We start from the raw sequence: 15,097 nt of genomic DNA, 5'->3' as shown, positions 1-15,097 counted from the left end.
TTGTTAAACCAGAGCCCCGCGCCGCCGTGACACGGAGACATAATCCGACGTGGCGGGCCGGTCTTCACGCCGGGCGGCGTCCAGCGCCAGGAACAGGCTCCAGGCCAAGTCGGCGTGATGGGCCTCGCCCCCTTCGGGCTGATAAATGGTGGCGCCGGACCCGGTGACTATCTCGCGGATGGAGCCTATCTCCGCCATCAGTTCCCGGTCGGCTGGGATCTTTATCCTGCGGTCGGCGAAGGCGTTGTAGGCCCCGGCCACCAGGCGGGATTTGGACTGGAGGGTGAACGTTACGCCTTCGGCCACGCCGGGATAGGCGCGTTGGAGCCGCTCGGCCATGTCCATGCCGATGCCGGTGGAGTCCATCCGCAGTCCGGCGCAACCGAGGGAAAGGACCGTTTCCAAAGCGCTCCGTTGCCGGGCAAAAGGAGTATCCCGCATGGATACGGTCATGCGGGTTTCAAACCTTCCCGCGTGGAAGTCCAGTATCACCATGGCGGCCTGGTCTTTTTTCCTGCCCGGGTCGAACCCGGCGAAAAGCCTTCCCTTGCGGTTGCGGCGGAGCCATTCCCAATCCGTATCCGAAGGGACGCGGGCCACCTTGCGGAACACCAAATGCGCGCCGGGGTCTTCGGCGAAATCCGCCTCGGCGCAGGCGATGATGACGTTCATGGGGAATGCGGCGTTCTCGATGTCGCAAAACTCGAGCTCCGACTCCTGCTGGAAGGCCCGCAGGGGCATGGAGGCGAAAATGGTTTTCAAACTGGCGGAGCCGTACTTGGCCACCCGGGCGCCGGTATCCATAGACGGGGCGTTTTGGGCGGCCTCCGCCACGCCCACGCACAGCGCCGAGCAGAGCCACCATGGCGTTTCGTAACGGACGAAGCCCGGATAAACACCCCGGCAAACGTCGTGAAACACGCCCCCCTTGCCCAGGGGGGTGGACTCGATGGTCAAGATGTCATCCATATTCCGCGCGGTGACGTGCAGGGCGCCTTCGTATATGGCCTGGGAGTTCCAGCAATGGGGAAGCTCGGAGATGCCCACGTCGCCGCCCCGGCCACGCGGGGCCTTTGCGGCGAGGGAACGCAAGACGGCGCGGCGGCCGTTGGAGTTTACAAAGGCTATCTCGTCCTTGCTCCGGCGGACGCGTTTTAACCGCCAGCGGAGCGGAAGGGAGTCGTGCAACTCGTCCACGTAATCTATTTTTCCCCGCGCCTCTTCCCGGTTCATGCTTACGAACACGCCGGAGTAGCGCCCCCGGGTCTGGGAGCGGATGAAAAATTTCATGGCCATTATCCAGGAGCCTCCCACCCGGCGGCTTTTAAGGAGGCACACAAGCTTGGCCGGGTTGCGCAGGTAGCTTTTCTGCCACGGGTCCAGCTTTACCGCCTGGCCGTTGGCGCCCATAAGCCCCTCGGCGAAATTGGCGGGATCAGCCAGCCAGCCCAACAGCTTTTCCATTTCCGGCCCGCTCCTCGCCACAATCCCCGGCGCCGTTGAGCATGGCCGCCGATAACCGTTCGATTCCATCGTTCTCCCTTTCCATTTCCTCGATAGATTCCCTGTCGAACTCCGCCCCGGCCCAGCTTAGAAGCGGTGCGCGCAGGGCGCGGATCTTCTCCTGGTCCTCTTCGCCGGACATCTCCTCCACCTTGGCGAGGATCTTCACGCACAGGCGGGCGGCGGTTTTTTTAATGGCCGCGCTGTCTTTGCTCCGGCTCTCCTCGCGCCGGGCCTGCAACCTGGCCCTGCGGTAATAAATATCCAGTTTCAACAGCTGTTCCATGGAGATGCGTTCCAGCGCCTTGTCGTCGTCGGCGTATCTGCGCAGGAGGTCGCGGTATATGGCCAGCTCCAGCAGGGCGGCCATGTCTTCCACGTCGCTACCGGTTTTGGCCCGCTCCAGAAACTCGCGGATGAGCCTGGCGCCTTCCTGTTTGAAGTGGCGCTTCAGCTCCATGGCCTGGGTCTCCATGTCGTCCGGAACGGCGCGGAGGGTAATAGAAGTGTTACTCATGGCCGGTAACTCCGGGGTCTGCGGCTATGCCGTCGGCCACGTCCATCCCCAGCGCGGTGATGCGGGCCAGATAGACCACGTCGCCGTTCACGGGTTGCGACCTCAGGTCCAGAAAACCTTTTCCCGACAAGTACCAGATGTGGAACCGCACCTGGTCTATCAATACGCGCTCCATGCCCTGGTCGGCCAGGGTCATGCCCATTTCGTCGTCGCCGTTGAAGGATTCCGGGAACTGGCGGCAATAGTTGAGCAGGGCCTGGCGGATGGACTTCTTGGCGGTGAGGGCCGAAAGGTCTGCCCTGCCGGGAAGCACGCCGTCGTCTTCCATGGCGCCGTCCACTATGTCTATCCCGGCGGGGGTTATCTGCGCGGAGAGCGCCCCGTCGCCCAAGCGGGTGATGGAAACGTAACCTTTCTTGGCGAGGTATGAAAGGCAGTCCCGGACGGATTTGGCGTCCATGTCCGGGAAGCGTTTTCGAAGGGCGCCGGCTATGGCCCGGTCTGCCTGCGGGAAGAGGTATAGCCCCGCCAGAAGCTGGAGGGAGAGCCTTCGCAGGGCGCGAATTTTGTCTGTCTGTCTTGGCTGGGCCATCAGTTTTTGACTCCATGAGAAATGACGTGGTTGTATATGGCTTCCACCATCCCCTGAAGGTTAGCGGCCAGCAGGTTGAACTCGTGACGGGTGACCAGATGGCGCCGCTCGTTTTCGATGCGCTCTTCCAGCGCTTTTCTGGTGGCGGAGTCGCTGGCGGCCTGGTGGCGGGAGATTCTTTCCAATTCGGCGCGGCGGGCCTCCATGGCCGTATCCATGCGGTTGGAGAGGTCTTTTAGCTCGGCGCGGTAATCGTCCAGCAGGTCGCGCAGGCTCCGCTCGATGCGGTACTTGGTTTCGCCCATGCTGGCGCCCATCTGGCTTTTCAGCTCCGCCACGGATCTGGCGTTGTCGTCTATCTTCCCCTCCACCTGGGCGATGGCGCGGCGAAGCAGGGCCAGCAAAGCCGACCAGCCGACGCCGATGACGGCCAGAAGGAAACGGTTGTCGGACAAAACGTAATTTTCCATGGTCACGCTGGAATGGCGCATAAAAGCGCGGTAAAAGAGCTGTCACCCCGGCCAAGCGGAGCGCGAACCGGGGCCACGGCCTCAAGCATGGCGCTGACAGGCCATGATCCCGGGTCTTCGCCTGCGCTACGCCCGGGATGACGTGGCGAAGGTGGCGAAAAACGGTTTGAGAGCCCGACTAACGCGCCCCCGGGAAAAAGATGGGGTTGAGGATACGCGGTGGAAGGGACGGCTCCCGTTCGCCGGGCCATGCCCCGAATGTTGAACGGGGCGGGTGGGAACCCAGTAAGGCGGGATCCGGCAAGGTTGGGGGTAACCGTTCCGGAGAGGGGGACGCCCGGGAGCCGTTCCATCCATCGCGTAATCACTTCAGCCTCCTTCGTTACGTTTGTGGCGGGGCCGGTCCTTTATAGGGGCCAGCCCCCGCCAAATACCGGCGGCGGGGTTTGGAAGACCCCGCGTTGGCCGAGGGTTTAATAAACCCGTCATCGGGTTCCCAAGGCCCGCCGCCCGGCCAGCCACAGCCAGCCACGGAACGCAGTCTAGCCGCTATGTTTGCGAAGGTTAATCGAAGGTGGAGGAAAAGGAGAATTTGGAGGATTTGAAGGACTTGAGGGATTTGAAAAAGATGATAAAGATGAAAAACGTGGGGAAGAGGAGGATGCCGTGGTCAGCGACCACGGGGTAGCGAAAAACGTGGGGAATCCGTGGTAGGGCGATATCCAGTAGGGGCGATTTGCAAATCGCCCAGGGTAACTCAACGGGTCGCCAGCACGGGAGTCCGTGGTCAGCGACCACGGGGTAGCAATTATAAAGGCGCGCTGGGGGGAACTATAGCTACCGCACGGTGACAGACTCCATCCAGCTTATGCACTGGGCCATTTTCTGTTTCATCTCGGGCAGGGTGTAGTGGGCGCTACCGGAATGGCCGGGAAGTATCCACTCGAAATCGTATTCCGCCAGGCGTTTCATGGAGGCTATCTGCTCGCTCCACGAATACCAGCAATGGTTGTTGAACGCGGTGGGATGGGAGTGGCCCGGGTTTTGCGCCAGATGGTCGCCGGTGAAAAGGAAACCCTTGTGCAGAAGGCACATACTGCCTTTGGTGTGGCCGGGCACGGGGATTATTAATAGGTCGTCCGCCAGTTTCACCGGGTCCTGCCCATCTATAAGTATCTCCACATCCTCCAGCCCGCGGCGCTGGTCCCAACCGCTCAGTATCCGTTTCGCCTTGAAATGGGCGGCGAAAGCCGAGTGTTCGGCTACGTCGTCTTTATGGGTGAGGAAAATATATTCGATGCCGCCCATGGACTGGAACTTCTCGATTAGCTCCGGCTCGAACCGGGGCGAGTCCACCAACACGTTCCCCTCTGGCCTTCGGACGAAGTATGACGAGGCGCCGAAGCTGAGCGGCGAGTTGAACCCGCAATAAAACACTTCGCCGTCTATCAATTGGGGGAACAGGGCGCGGGTTTGGGTTAACCCCTCATCGTTGGCTTCCAGCCGATTCTTTATCGTTGCCATAAATTTAATATACACCCCCTGGCGGGATGAGGGCCAATGCGGGCGTGGCTAAACGCCGTCCGGGGTGAAGGGTGTCCACTTTGGGGGATTGGACGGATCGTAATCCGGGTTTGCCCCGGCTATCATGCTTTGGCACCGGTCGCAGAAAAACCCGGCGTATTGGGCGGTGATGCCGAACACCTGGTAGCGGATGTCCGGTTTAAGCCCCGCCTCGGTTTTAAGGGATGGTTTGAACACCAGGTCGTAATAAAGCGACGAGCCGGTATAGCCTTTGTCCTCCGACCAGTTCCGGTGCTGGGCCAGGACCCGGCCGCCGCGAAGTTTTAAAACATCTACCAGCGGCTGGAGATGTTTGCAGGATTTCATGATGGCGCCTCCTGCCGGATATGGTCGCATTATTTTACGAGGGAGGATATTACGAATATTTGAAGACGCTGTTGCATCCATGGGAACCGCCCCGGCGAAAGGCTTCGCCTTCGCCACCCCTCCTTGTTAAGGCGGGGAAAAGGAGCCGTGGCCGGGCGATATCCGGTAGGGGCGATTTGCTAATCGCCCAGGGTAAGCCAACGGGTTGCCAGTACGGGAATCCGTGGTCGGGCGACCACGGGGAAGCGATTGAAGGGCGGCCACGGGGTGGCGAAAGGATGCCGTGGTAGGGCGATGTCAAGTAGGGGCGATTTGCAAATCGCCCAGGGTAACTCAACAGGTTGTCAGCACGGGAAACCGTGGTCAGCGACCACGGGGAAGCGATTGAAGGGCGGCCACGGTTTATCTACATCGCCAGCGTGTCAAGCATGGCCTTGTGGATGTGGCCGTTGCTGGCTACGATGTCCGCGCGGTAAAGGTCCAGTTTTGTTCCATCGCTGGCGGACAATTTCCCGCCCGCCTCGGCCACTATCAACGCTCCGGCGCCCATGTCCCACGGTTTTAGATGGAACTCCCAGAACCCGTCCAGTCTGCCGCAGGCGACATAACACAGGTCTATGGCCGCCGCGCCGGGCCGCCGCACCGCCTGGGACAGCATGGCGAAATTGGTGAAGTGTTTAATATTGTTCTGCTCCACCGCGCGTATCTCATAGGGAAACCCGGTGGCCAGCAGGGAACTTATCAGGTCGTTCGTGGCGGACACTTTTATAATGTCTCCGTTAAGGTAGGCCCCGCGCCCCTCGGCGGCGTAAAACATTTCGTTCCGTGTGGGGTCGAACACCGCCCCGGCCAGCGGCTCCCCGCCATAGGTTAGCGCCACCGAGGCGCAATAAACCGGGAACCCGTGGGCGAAGTTGGTGGTGCCGTCCAGCGGGTCTATAAGCCAGCGGAAAGGGGAGGAGGCGCCGGAGCCGCCTTTTTCCTCGGCCAGGGTATCGTGGTCCGGGTAGGTTTCCCGTATCACGCGGATGATGGCCTCTTCACAGGCCAGGTCCGCCTCGGTCACCAGGTCGGTTTCCCCCTTCTTGCCCACGGTGAACCCGCGTGAGCGGTAATCTTCCTGTATCTTTCCGGCTTCCCGGGCGGCCCGTTTGGCCACCGAGAGGGCCTGTTCCAGGTCTATGTCCAGATAACTCATCTCACACCTTCTTTTCGATCCATCCGCCGCCCAACAGCGCATCTTCATGATACAGGACTACCGCCTGGCCGGGGGTGATGGACATTTGCGGCGACTCGAATTCGACGGTGGCGGAATTATTTTCGCCCGGCGTAACCTGCGCCGGCGCGTCTTTGCCCTGATGGCGGATCCGGGCGGTCAACGCCAGCCCGGCCAACTCCTGCGGCGGGACGAACCAGTTCATCCCCCGGGCAAGCAGTGCCTTGCCGTATATGGAGTCTTTATGGCCCACCACTATCCTGTTCCGCTCCGGTTCGATGGCGGTGACGTATAGCCGTTCGGAATGGCCGATACCCAGCCCGCGCCGCTGGCCCACGGTGTAGAAAGGATAGCCTTTGTGGACGCCGATCTTTTTACCGGTGTCGTCCACAATATCCCCCGATGGGGTGTTTTTACCCTCGGGCAGGCTACGGATGAACCTTCCGTAATCGTTATCGGGGATAAAACAAATCTCCTGGCTCTCCTGCTTTTGGGCCACGGGTAGCGCGTATTTATCCGCCATCGCCCTTACCTGGGTTTTTGAATAACCGCCCAGGGGGAACAGGATGCTGTCAAGCCTTTCGGGTTTGATGGAGAACAGGAAATAGCTTTGGTCTTTGGTGTCGTCATGCCCCCTAAGGATGACTTTGCGGCCCATGAACTCGCCAATGCGGGCGTAATGGCCCGTGGCCACCAGCTCCGCGCCGAAAGAGGCGCCTTTTTTAAAAAGGTAGTCGAACTTTACCTCGGAGTTGCACAGGACGCAGGGGTTCGGGGTTCTGCCTTTGAGGTATTCAGAGACGAAATAGTCCACCACTTTCTCTTTGAACTCGTTCTGCGTGTTCAGGGTGTAATGGGGGATGCCCAACCTCTCCGCCACCCGCCGGGCGTCTTCCGCGTCGTCCAGCGAACAGCAGGCGCCATGGCGTCTTTCCACCTCTTCCGGAGCGTCCCACACCTTCATGGTGACGCCGATGAGGCGATGGCCAGCGTCTTTGAGCAGGGCGGCGGTGACGGAACTGTCCACACCCCCGCTCATGGCCATCAGGATCAGTTTGGAGTTCATTGGTTAAGCTATCCTTATCTGGGTAAAAATATACCGGAGAACTCCAATTATAATGGCGCTAATTTAGGGGAGGGTTACAAAGCGGATGGAGCCATCCGCTGGGCGGTGGTGAGCCAACCAATTGTATTTACATTGGGAATAATGGTAGCGGAGGAGGGACTCGAACCCCCGACACAGCGGATATGAACCGCTTGCTCTAACCACCTGAGCTACTCCGCCGTATCAACTGTGTGATTGGCATCACCGGTTTTCGTTCCGGCGGGGCGTTCCGCTTCGCCCTCCTTGCCGGTTGGCAACAGAATATCCCGCGTGTACTCCTTGCAATGCAGGGAGGTGGTTTGGTACTGGAACTTCAAGTTGCACGTGGCGCGCCAGGCGCACACGGCGCATTCCGTTACGCTCATCCCGAAAACCGAATGAAATGAAAATTCTATCCAGCCGGGAGCGTCATGTCAAGAATATGTGTAGAAAGGTGTCCCAGTTTGAATATCAAATAATGGACAGATCCTTCACTTCGCTTGCGCTTCGTTCAGGATGACAATGTTATCAACGGATTTTATATTGTCATTCTGAGCGTAAGTGAAGAACCTCCCCTGCACTTTCAAACTGGGACACTACCTGTAAAAACGTTGTTAGGGAACGCATCGGGACGGCGGTGGAAGAGGAGCCGTGGTCGGGCGATATCCAGTAGGGGCGATTTGCTAATCGCCCAGGGTAGGTCAACGGGCCGCCAGCATAGGAATCCGTGGTCGGGCGACCACGGGGAAGCGGTAGAGCAGGAGCCGAGGTCGGGCGATATCCAGTAGGGGCGATTTGCTAATCGCCCAGGGTAGGTCAACGGGCCGCCAGCACAGGGAACCGTGGTCGGGCGACCACGGGGAAGCATCGAAAGAAGGGCACGGGGAAGCGATTATAGTGCGAGTGGGGGGGAGCCGGTAACGCCGATCAGTCGTTCTGCGTACCGGTGGCGTAGGCGTGGCGGATCTTTTTGCGCAGGGCGGCGAAATCTTTCATGGAGTCTATGAACGCCTCGAAATCCTCCTCCGGCAGTTCGTGCAGGACCCTGTCGAACTCCACGGATCCGGCGCCGTTCCATATGTCCCACGCCAGGCGGGCCAGTATGTCCGCCGTGTCCTCCAGGTCCAGCGTGTCGGGGTTGGCTGTGGTGTCGAACCTTTTGCCGTCGCCGGGGAACAGGATGGAAAGGAGCGTGGGGCGGTTGCGCAAGAGGGTTTTGATGGCGTTGATGCGCATTAAAACGTTGGTGGTGGACAGTTCGCTCATGGTTTAAAACCTTTAGCCCAGGCCGCACATGCCGCTACGGCATCCGGGCATGTTGGGGGAGCCGCAGGGGCCGGAGGTTTCGCACCGGGGCGGCAGAGCCGGGCCGGAATGGGCCACCGACGGGGCGAAGACCGACATTTTCTTTACAATCGAACCGCTGGAACATTTGGGGCAGGTGAGCGAGGCGGCGCTTTCGGCGGTGAAAACCAGCGCCTCGAACCCGGCGCCGCAATCCGCGCAGGTATATTCGTAAATGGGCATAAAACCGGGTAAACTCCAATTAAGCTTTGAACCTTTATAATATCCAAAAAATGTTGTATTTTCAATTTCAACTGGTAATATAGGAACCCTTCATAAGGCCACGCCGGAAGGCGTTTTTAATATTGAGAGGAAATAAGGAAAATGGCAGATAAAACTACCGCCGGCAAACTGGCGAAAGCTACGGAAAAGCTGAAAGCCGTAAAGGGCGGTGAAGACGCCGTGGCCCTGCGCGCGGCGAAGAAAAAAGTGAAACGCGCCCAGCGGAAACTGAAGGTTGAAAAAATCATTGGCGCCCGCAAGGAGGCGTATGGGACCAACCGGCAGAAGAACCTGGACAAGGCCGCCGAGAAAGCGGCCAAGCTGAAAGCCGCCAAGGAAGCGGCCCTGAACGCCGCCGCCGAAAAGGCCGCTGGCGCAGGTTCGGCGGAGTAACTTTAATACCGCCTTCACCCGGCATGGCTTTAAATGGCCGGGTGAAGGACGCTCTCCGATGATAGACCCCTCCGTTATAAAACCCCATCTGGACCGTCTTTTAAAACGGTTCAATAAAAGCTACCTTGCGCCAGACCCGCTGGCCGCCGCCCTGGAGTTTGATTCCAACCCCGCGGACCTGGAGGTTTCGTGCCTCATCGCTGGCGTGTTCGCCTATGGCCGGGCGGACCTTATCCAGCGCAACGTACACAGCATTTTGCGCTCCATGGACTGCTCCCCGGCGGAGTTCTGCGACCGGTTCGCGGTGAAAGATGACGGGAAATGGATGCGGGGGTTTTCGTACCGGTTCAACAAGCGGGAAGACCTTTCGGCCCTCATAAAAGCCATAGGGAGCGCCCGGCGGAAACATGGTTCGTTAAAGGCCCTGTTTCTGGAAGGGGACGCGCCTTTGGAAGAAACCATATTGCCGGGGCTAACCCACTTCGTGACCCATCTTCGCCGGTATTCGGGTAGAAACGCCCAGTCGTTCAACACGCTGTTGGCCGACCCGTCGCTGGGCGGGGCATCCAAACGGTGGAACCTGTTCCTGCGCTGGCTGGTAAGGAAAGACGGCGTGGATCCCGGCCCGTGGCATGGGGCCATATCCACCGCGCGGCTGGTGATTCCGCTGGACACCCACGTGGGGCGCATAGCGCGTCAACTGGGCATGCTGGACCGCAACGCCAACGACTGGAAAGCCGCGCTGGAGCTTACAAGGTTTTTGAGAAAGCTGGATCCGCAAGACCCGGTGAAATACGATTTCGCCATTTGCTCATATGGCAAGCTGGGCTATTGCGTGCGGCAGGTTGATCCGGAGAAATGCAGGACGTGCGACCTGGACCCGGTGTGTTCACGGTTGCACGCGGAATGACGCGGGAATCCGTGGCCGGGCGATATCCAGTAGGGGCGATTTGCTAATCGCCCAGGGTAACCCAGCGGGTTGCCAGCACGGGAGTCCGTGGTCGGGCGACCACGGGGAAGCGTTGGAAAACCGTGGTCAGCGACCACGGGGAAGCGGTTGGAGGGGCACCTCCTTTATGGCCAAACTTGCTTCATCCGCTTCGCCGGGGTCGCCCGACCCCGGGTAGGAATCAGAAAACACCCTCCCCAAACCCCTCCATCGAAGGAGGGGTGAAGAGCAGGAGCCGTGGCCGGGCGATATCCAGTAGGGGCGATTTGCTAATCGCCCAGGGTAACCCAACGGGTTGCCAGCACAGGAGTCCGTGGTCGGGCGACCACGGGGAAGCGTTGGAAAACCGTGGAAGGGCGACCACGGGGAAGCGGTTGATGGGCGGGTACGGGGAAGCGTTCAACGGACGACATAAAGGGGCAGAACTGTTTCGCGCGTTAGCCCTGTATCCGGCCGATAAGGTCGCCAGCCTGGTCTTTGAGCTCCTGATTGTCTCCCGCCTGTTCCAGGACGGCGCGGGCGTTCTCCAACGCCTTGTCCGCGTTTCCTGTGATCCTCTGAAGGTTGGCGAGCAACAAACGGCCGCCGGTGAAATTTGGACAGGCGTTGATCATGGAGGCCAGGATGTTCTCCGCGTCGGCGGTCTGGCCGTGGCCTATGAGCATGTTGGCCAGGGTTATGTACGCCTCGGGGCGGGTTGGAACGCGTTTTATGGCCGCCAGGTAGCGTTCGGCGGCCTGTTGTATCTGCCCCTGGCTCTCGGCGTTTTCCCCGTCGCCCAAAAGGATGATATATCCGTATTCGGAGGAACTGATGAACATGGAGGCGTGCTCCATGCCGTTCTCCAGTTTCGTCAGGTAGGTGTCCGGCTTTAGGTCCGCGAATTCGTCCAGCGCCCACCAGGAAAGGTGGTCTTCATATTTGTTTTCGGAGCCCGTTTCCCTTAGCCATTCCTTGCCGATAGGGAGGTTTAAGATAAGGCCCATGTTGGCCCGTTCCATGGCCGAATGGAAAAGCGCCCAACCGTCGTCTTTGGTGAGATGCTCCAGCATGTCGCCGATGATGATGATGTCGTACCGGCCCAGTGTGTTTATAACGTCTTTGGCGTCGCCGATGTGGATCTGGTCGTATATGTAACGCTGGTGGGGCTGGATGTATGGCTCGTAAATCTCGATACCCTCGATGCGGGTTTTCCATTTGTCTTTTGTCACCCGTTCGTGGAAAACGTCCAGAAGCTCCCGGCACAGGAACCCCCAGCGGCCGAACCCGATACCCACATCCAGCACGCTGGCGGGGCCGTTCTTTAGCACGTGGAACAGCACATGCCGCACATGGCCGATGGAGCTGGTAGCCATTTACAAAACACCTCTCGAATCCGGATGAGTGGATATGTTACCACCCGTTACGTTTCACGCAATGTTAAAAGCGGGCTAAGGAGTCCGTGGCCGGGCGACCACGGGGAAGCGGTAGAGCAGGAGCCGAGGTGGGGCGATATCCAGTAGGGGCGATTTGCTAATCGCCCATGGTAAGTCAACGGGTTGCCAGCACAGGAAACCGTGGTCAGCGACCATGGGGAAGCGTTACAGTAGGAGCCGTGGTCGGGCGGCCACGGGGACGCGGTTGGGGGGGGGCAACGCAAAGCCGGAAGGGGGCAAATAATCCGCGGAACCGGGCAGTTTGAGCTTGACTTTTATTTTGGAAAAAGAACACAATTTATGTCCCGAACTATGCTTGGATACGATGTGCCGCAAGGGTTCCCGGGTGTTTTTCAAGACGGTGATTCGTCCAGTGTATTTAAGGCGGGGAATGTCTAAATTATTAAAAACAAGGGGCGTGGAGAGAACGACAGCATGGGACTCAATCTTACACAGAAGATATTAAAGAGCCATCTTGTGGAGGGCAACCTCAATCCCGGCGAAAAGATCGCCATCCGTATTGACCAGACCTTGACCCAGGACGCCACGGGCACCATGGCGTACCTCCAGTTTGAAGCCATGGGGATCCCCAGGGTGAAGACCAAGCTTTCCGTATCCTACGTTGACCATAACACTCTGCAGACCGATTTCAAGAACGCGGACGACCATCTGTATCTCCAGAGCGTTGCGGCCAGGTACGGAATCCACTTCTCCCGCCCGGGCAACGGCATTTGCCACCAGGTGCATCTGGAGCGGTTCGGCGTGCCCGGCGGCACACTGCTGGGCTCCGACAGCCACACGCCCACCCAGGGCGGCCTTGGCATGATAGCCATAGGCGCTGGCGGGCTGGACGTGGCCATGGCCATGGCGGGCCAGCCTTTCGAGCTTCCCTGCCCGAAAGTGCTTTCGGTGCGGCTGGAGGGGAAAATGGGCCCCTGGGTGTCCGCCAAGGACGTTATTCTGGAAGTCTTGCGCAAACTGACCGTGAAGGGCGGGGTTGGCAAGATAATGGAATACACCGGCCCGGGCGTGAAAACGCTCAGCGTGCCGGACAGGGCCACCATAACCAACATGGGCGCGGAGCTTGGGGCCACCACCTCGGTATTCCCTTCGGACGCGAAGACCCTCGAGTTCCTGAAAGCCCAGAAACGGGCCAACGCGTGGAAAGAGCTGGGGCCGGACAAAGGCGCGGTTTACGACGAGGAGATTGTTATCAACCTGTCGAAACTGGAGCCGCTGGTAGCCCAGCCCCATATGCCCGACAACGTCATAGAGGCCCGGAAGCTTAAAGGGGTGAAGGTGACCCAGGTGGCCATAGGCTCCTGCACCAACTCCTCTTACCGCGACCTGATGATAGTGGCCAACATGCTCAAGGGCAAAACGGTGCATCCCGGCTGTTCGCTGGTCATCAGCCCCGGCTCCAAGCAGGTGTTCAAGATGATCTCCGACAACGGCGCGCTGGCCACTTTGATAGCCGCCGGCGCCAGGATACTGGAGTCGGCCTGCGGCCCGTGCATAGGCATGGGGGCGGCGCCCAACTCCGCCGGGGTGTCCCTGCGCACGTTCAACCGCAACTTCAAGGGCCGCTCCGGAACCGACGATGCGGGCGTGTACCTTGTAAGCCCCGAGACCGCGGCGGCCTCGGCCCTGAAAGGGGAGATAGCCGATCCGCGCAAGGCGGGGCTGAAATACAAGGGCGTCACCCTGCCCAAGGCTTATGAGATTAACGACAACATGCTGGTGGCGCCCGCGGCCCCGGCCAAGTCGGCCAAGGTGGAGATAGTGCGCGGGCCGAACATAGCGCCCCTGCCCAGGTTCGACGCGTTGCCCGGCTCCCTGTCGGGCCCTGTGCTGTTGAAGACCGGGGACAACATCACCACCGACGACATCATGCCCGCCGGGGCGAAGGTCCTGCCCCTGCGGTCGAACATCCCGGCCATATCGGAATTCGTGTTCGAGCGGGTGGACAAGAGTTTCCCGAAACGGGCTAAAGACGCGGGCGGCGGTTTTGTTATCGGCGGCGCCAACTACGGCCAGGGCTCCTCGCGGGAGCACGCGGCCATAGCGCCCAAGTATCTGGGGGTGAAAGCGGTGATAACCAAGTCTTTCGCCAGGATACACATGGCCAACCTTATAAATTTCGGCATCCTGCCGCTGAATTTCGTCAACGAGCCGGACTACGACAAGATAGACCAGGGGGATGAGCTGGAGTTGGACACTTCCGACCTGGGGAACCTTGTGGTGGTGAACAAGACCAAGGGCGCCCGGATACCGGTGAAACACGCCATGGGCGGCCGGGACCTGGACGTGATGAAGGCGGGCGGTTTATTAGGCTACGCCGCCGCCAAGGCCGCCGCGAAATAATCGCGCGGCCTTCGGCCGTTGTAATCGAAAACATGTAAGGGCTTTTAAAAAGGAGCGGGAATGGCGAAGAAGAAGATAACCGTCATAGGCGCCGGTAACGTGGGCGCCACCACCGCCCAGCTTCTGGCCTACAAGAAGCTGGCGCACATCTACCTGGTGGACGTGGTGGAGGGCATACCTCAAGGGAAGGCGCTGGACCTTATGGAGTCCGCCCCGCTGGAAGGGTTCGACTCCAAGATAGTCGGCCTCAACAGCTATGAGGAGACCGCCAATTCCGACATCGTGATAATCACGGCGGGCGTGGCGCGCAAACCGGGGATGACCCGGGAAGACCTGCGCGACATAAACGCCGGGATCGTCAAGAAATGCGCGGAAGAGGCCATCAAGTATTCGCCGAACTGCTTCATGATAGTTGTAACCAACCCGCTGGACACCATGACCTGGGTTGCCATGAAAGCCACCGGCCTGCCCAAGCACAGGATACTGGGCATGGCGGGGGTGCTGGATTCCACCCGGTTCCGCTCCTTCATAGCCATGGAGCTTGGGGTGTCCACCCAGGACGTGCACGCCACGGTGCTTGGGCTTCACGGCGAGGATATGGTGCCGATGCCCCGGCTGTCGTCGGTGGCGGGCATACCCATCACCGAACTTCTGCCAAAAGAGAAGATAGACTCCATGGTGGAACGCACCCGGCAGGGCGGCGGCGAAATAGTGAAACTGCTGAAGACCGGCTCGGCGTATTACGCCCCGGCCTCTTCGGTGGTGAACATGGTGGAGTCCATCGTGCTGGAGCGGAACCGCATCGTTCCAGCCGCGGCCTACCTGGAGGGTGAATACGGCATTAACGGCCTGTTCATGGGCGTGCCGGTGAAACTTAACTGGACGGGTATCGAGAAGGTTATCGAGCTGAAACTGACCCAGGAGGAGATGGATGCGCTCCACAGGTCGGCGGAGGCGGTGAAAACCTCCATGAGCCAGCTGAAGGTTTAACCGTCCCGTTACTTTTGCTGATTTGCGCCGCCGGGTTTATATAGCCCGGTCACCCCGGCCAAGCGAAGCGCGAGCCGGGGCCGCGACCTTATATGTATTTGAAAAGAGGCCCTGATCCCGGGTCTCCGCTTGCGCTACGCCCGGGACG

At 59.7% G+C, this 15,097-nt stretch carries 17 protein-coding genes and 1 tRNA gene; 5 read left to right on the top strand and 13 right to left on the bottom strand.

What is annotated here, in order from left to right; all coding sequences use genetic code 11:
• Window positions 1-3: 3 nt before the first annotated feature.
• The 4 genes from HY751_02990 to HY751_02975 are packed head-to-tail and all read right to left on the bottom strand — an operon-like array spanning window position 4 to window position 3,103.
• Window positions 4-1,464: a hypothetical protein gene (locus tag HY751_02990; GenBank protein MBI4665359.1), complete on the bottom strand. Its 1,461-nt coding sequence runs from the start codon at window positions 1,462-1,464 to the stop codon at window positions 4-6.
• Entirely contained in the window at window positions 1,436-2,020 is a 585-nt protein-coding gene (locus HY751_02985; GenBank protein ID MBI4665358.1) for a hypothetical protein, read from the bottom strand. Before HY751_02985 ends, HY751_02990 begins: the two co-directional genes overlap by 29 nt.
• Window positions 2,013-2,612: a hypothetical protein gene (locus tag HY751_02980; protein ID MBI4665357.1), complete on the bottom strand. Its 600-nt coding sequence runs from the start codon at window positions 2,610-2,612 to the stop codon at window positions 2,013-2,015. The genes HY751_02985 and HY751_02980 overlap by 8 nt, the downstream gene beginning before the upstream one ends.
• On the bottom strand, window positions 2,612-3,103 hold the full coding sequence (locus HY751_02975; GenBank protein MBI4665356.1) for a hypothetical protein: 492 nt from the start codon (window positions 3,101-3,103) through the stop codon (window positions 2,612-2,614). The genes HY751_02980 and HY751_02975 overlap by 1 nt, the downstream gene beginning before the upstream one ends.
• 534 nt (window positions 3,104-3,637) lie before the next feature.
• On the opposite strand from HY751_02975, the gene HY751_02970 reads away from it, so the two are divergent.
• Window positions 3,638-3,796 carry a hypothetical protein gene (locus tag HY751_02970; GenBank protein MBI4665355.1) on the top strand — a complete coding sequence of 53 codons (159 nt, stop codon included), beginning with the start codon at window positions 3,638-3,640 and terminating at the stop codon, window positions 3,794-3,796.
• A gap of 123 nt (window positions 3,797-3,919) precedes the next feature.
• Here the strand turns inward: HY751_02970 and HY751_02965 are convergent, their stop codons facing one another.
• From HY751_02965 to HY751_02930, 8 genes are all read right to left on the bottom strand, one after another.
• Window positions 3,920-4,606, bottom strand: coding sequence for an MBL fold metallo-hydrolase (locus HY751_02965; protein MBI4665354.1), 687 nt, complete (start codon window positions 4,604-4,606; stop codon window positions 3,920-3,922).
• A gap of 48 nt (window positions 4,607-4,654) precedes the next feature.
• Window positions 4,655-4,972, bottom strand: coding sequence for a hypothetical protein (locus HY751_02960; GenBank protein MBI4665353.1), 318 nt, complete (start codon window positions 4,970-4,972; stop codon window positions 4,655-4,657).
• A 406-nt stretch (window positions 4,973-5,378) separates the two neighbouring features.
• Window positions 5,379-6,149, bottom strand: coding sequence for an inositol monophosphatase (locus HY751_02955; protein ID MBI4665352.1), 771 nt, complete (start codon window positions 6,147-6,149; stop codon window positions 5,379-5,381).
• A 22-nt stretch (window positions 6,150-6,171) separates the two neighbouring features.
• Window positions 6,172-7,227, bottom strand: coding sequence for a tRNA 2-thiouridine(34) synthase MnmA (gene mnmA / locus HY751_02950; protein ID MBI4665351.1), 1,056 nt, complete (start codon window positions 7,225-7,227; stop codon window positions 6,172-6,174).
• Between the two features lie 169 nt (window positions 7,228-7,396).
• Window positions 7,397-7,473, bottom strand: a tRNA-Met gene (locus HY751_02945).
• Window positions 7,464-7,658, bottom strand: coding sequence for a hypothetical protein (locus tag HY751_02940; GenBank protein MBI4665350.1), 195 nt, complete (start codon window positions 7,656-7,658; stop codon window positions 7,464-7,466). The genes HY751_02945 and HY751_02940 overlap by 10 nt, the downstream gene beginning before the upstream one ends.
• Window positions 7,659-8,199: 541 nt before the next feature.
• On the bottom strand, window positions 8,200-8,538 hold the full coding sequence (locus HY751_02935; protein MBI4665349.1) for a hypothetical protein: 339 nt from the start codon (window positions 8,536-8,538) through the stop codon (window positions 8,200-8,202).
• Window positions 8,539-8,550: 12 nt separating this feature from the next.
• Window positions 8,551-8,799, bottom strand: coding sequence for a zinc ribbon domain-containing protein (locus tag HY751_02930; protein MBI4665348.1), 249 nt, complete (start codon window positions 8,797-8,799; stop codon window positions 8,551-8,553).
• Between the two features lie 141 nt (window positions 8,800-8,940).
• Between HY751_02930 and HY751_02925 the strand changes: the two genes are divergently transcribed.
• A complete protein-coding gene (locus HY751_02925) occupies window positions 8,941-9,231 on the top strand; it encodes a hypothetical protein (protein ID MBI4665347.1) in 291 nt (96 codons plus the stop codon).
• 58 nt (window positions 9,232-9,289) lie between these two features.
• Complete coding sequence (locus HY751_02920) at window positions 9,290-10,141, top strand: TIGR02757 family protein (protein ID MBI4665346.1); 852 nt, start codon at window positions 9,290-9,292, stop codon at window positions 10,139-10,141.
• Window positions 10,142-10,617: 476 nt separating this feature from the next.
• Here HY751_02920 and HY751_02915 read toward each other — a convergent pair whose 3' ends face one another.
• On the bottom strand, window positions 10,618-11,535 hold the full coding sequence (locus HY751_02915) for a tetratricopeptide repeat protein (protein ID MBI4665345.1): 918 nt from the start codon (window positions 11,533-11,535) through the stop codon (window positions 10,618-10,620).
• A gap of 495 nt (window positions 11,536-12,030) precedes the next feature.
• Between HY751_02915 and HY751_02910 the strand changes: the two genes are divergently transcribed.
• Both HY751_02910 and mdh read left to right on the top strand, forming a co-directional pair.
• Complete coding sequence (locus HY751_02910; GenBank protein ID MBI4665344.1) at window positions 12,031-13,959, top strand: aconitate hydratase; 1,929 nt, start codon at window positions 12,031-12,033, stop codon at window positions 13,957-13,959.
• 60 nt (window positions 13,960-14,019) lie between these two features.
• Window positions 14,020-14,949 (top strand): malate dehydrogenase, encoded by a 930-nt coding sequence (gene mdh / locus HY751_02905; GenBank protein ID MBI4665343.1) that lies wholly within the window; start codon window positions 14,020-14,022, stop codon window positions 14,947-14,949.
• The last annotated feature ends 148 nt before the right edge of the window (window positions 14,950-15,097 follow it).

It is taken from the genome of Nitrospinota bacterium (assembly GCA_016208975.1).
Lineage (GTDB): Bacteria > Nitrospinota_A > UBA7883 > UBA7883 > JACRLM01 > JACQXA01.
The sequence above is the reverse complement of the archived record's forward strand: the minus strand, read 5'-3'. Positions and strand labels throughout refer to the sequence as shown.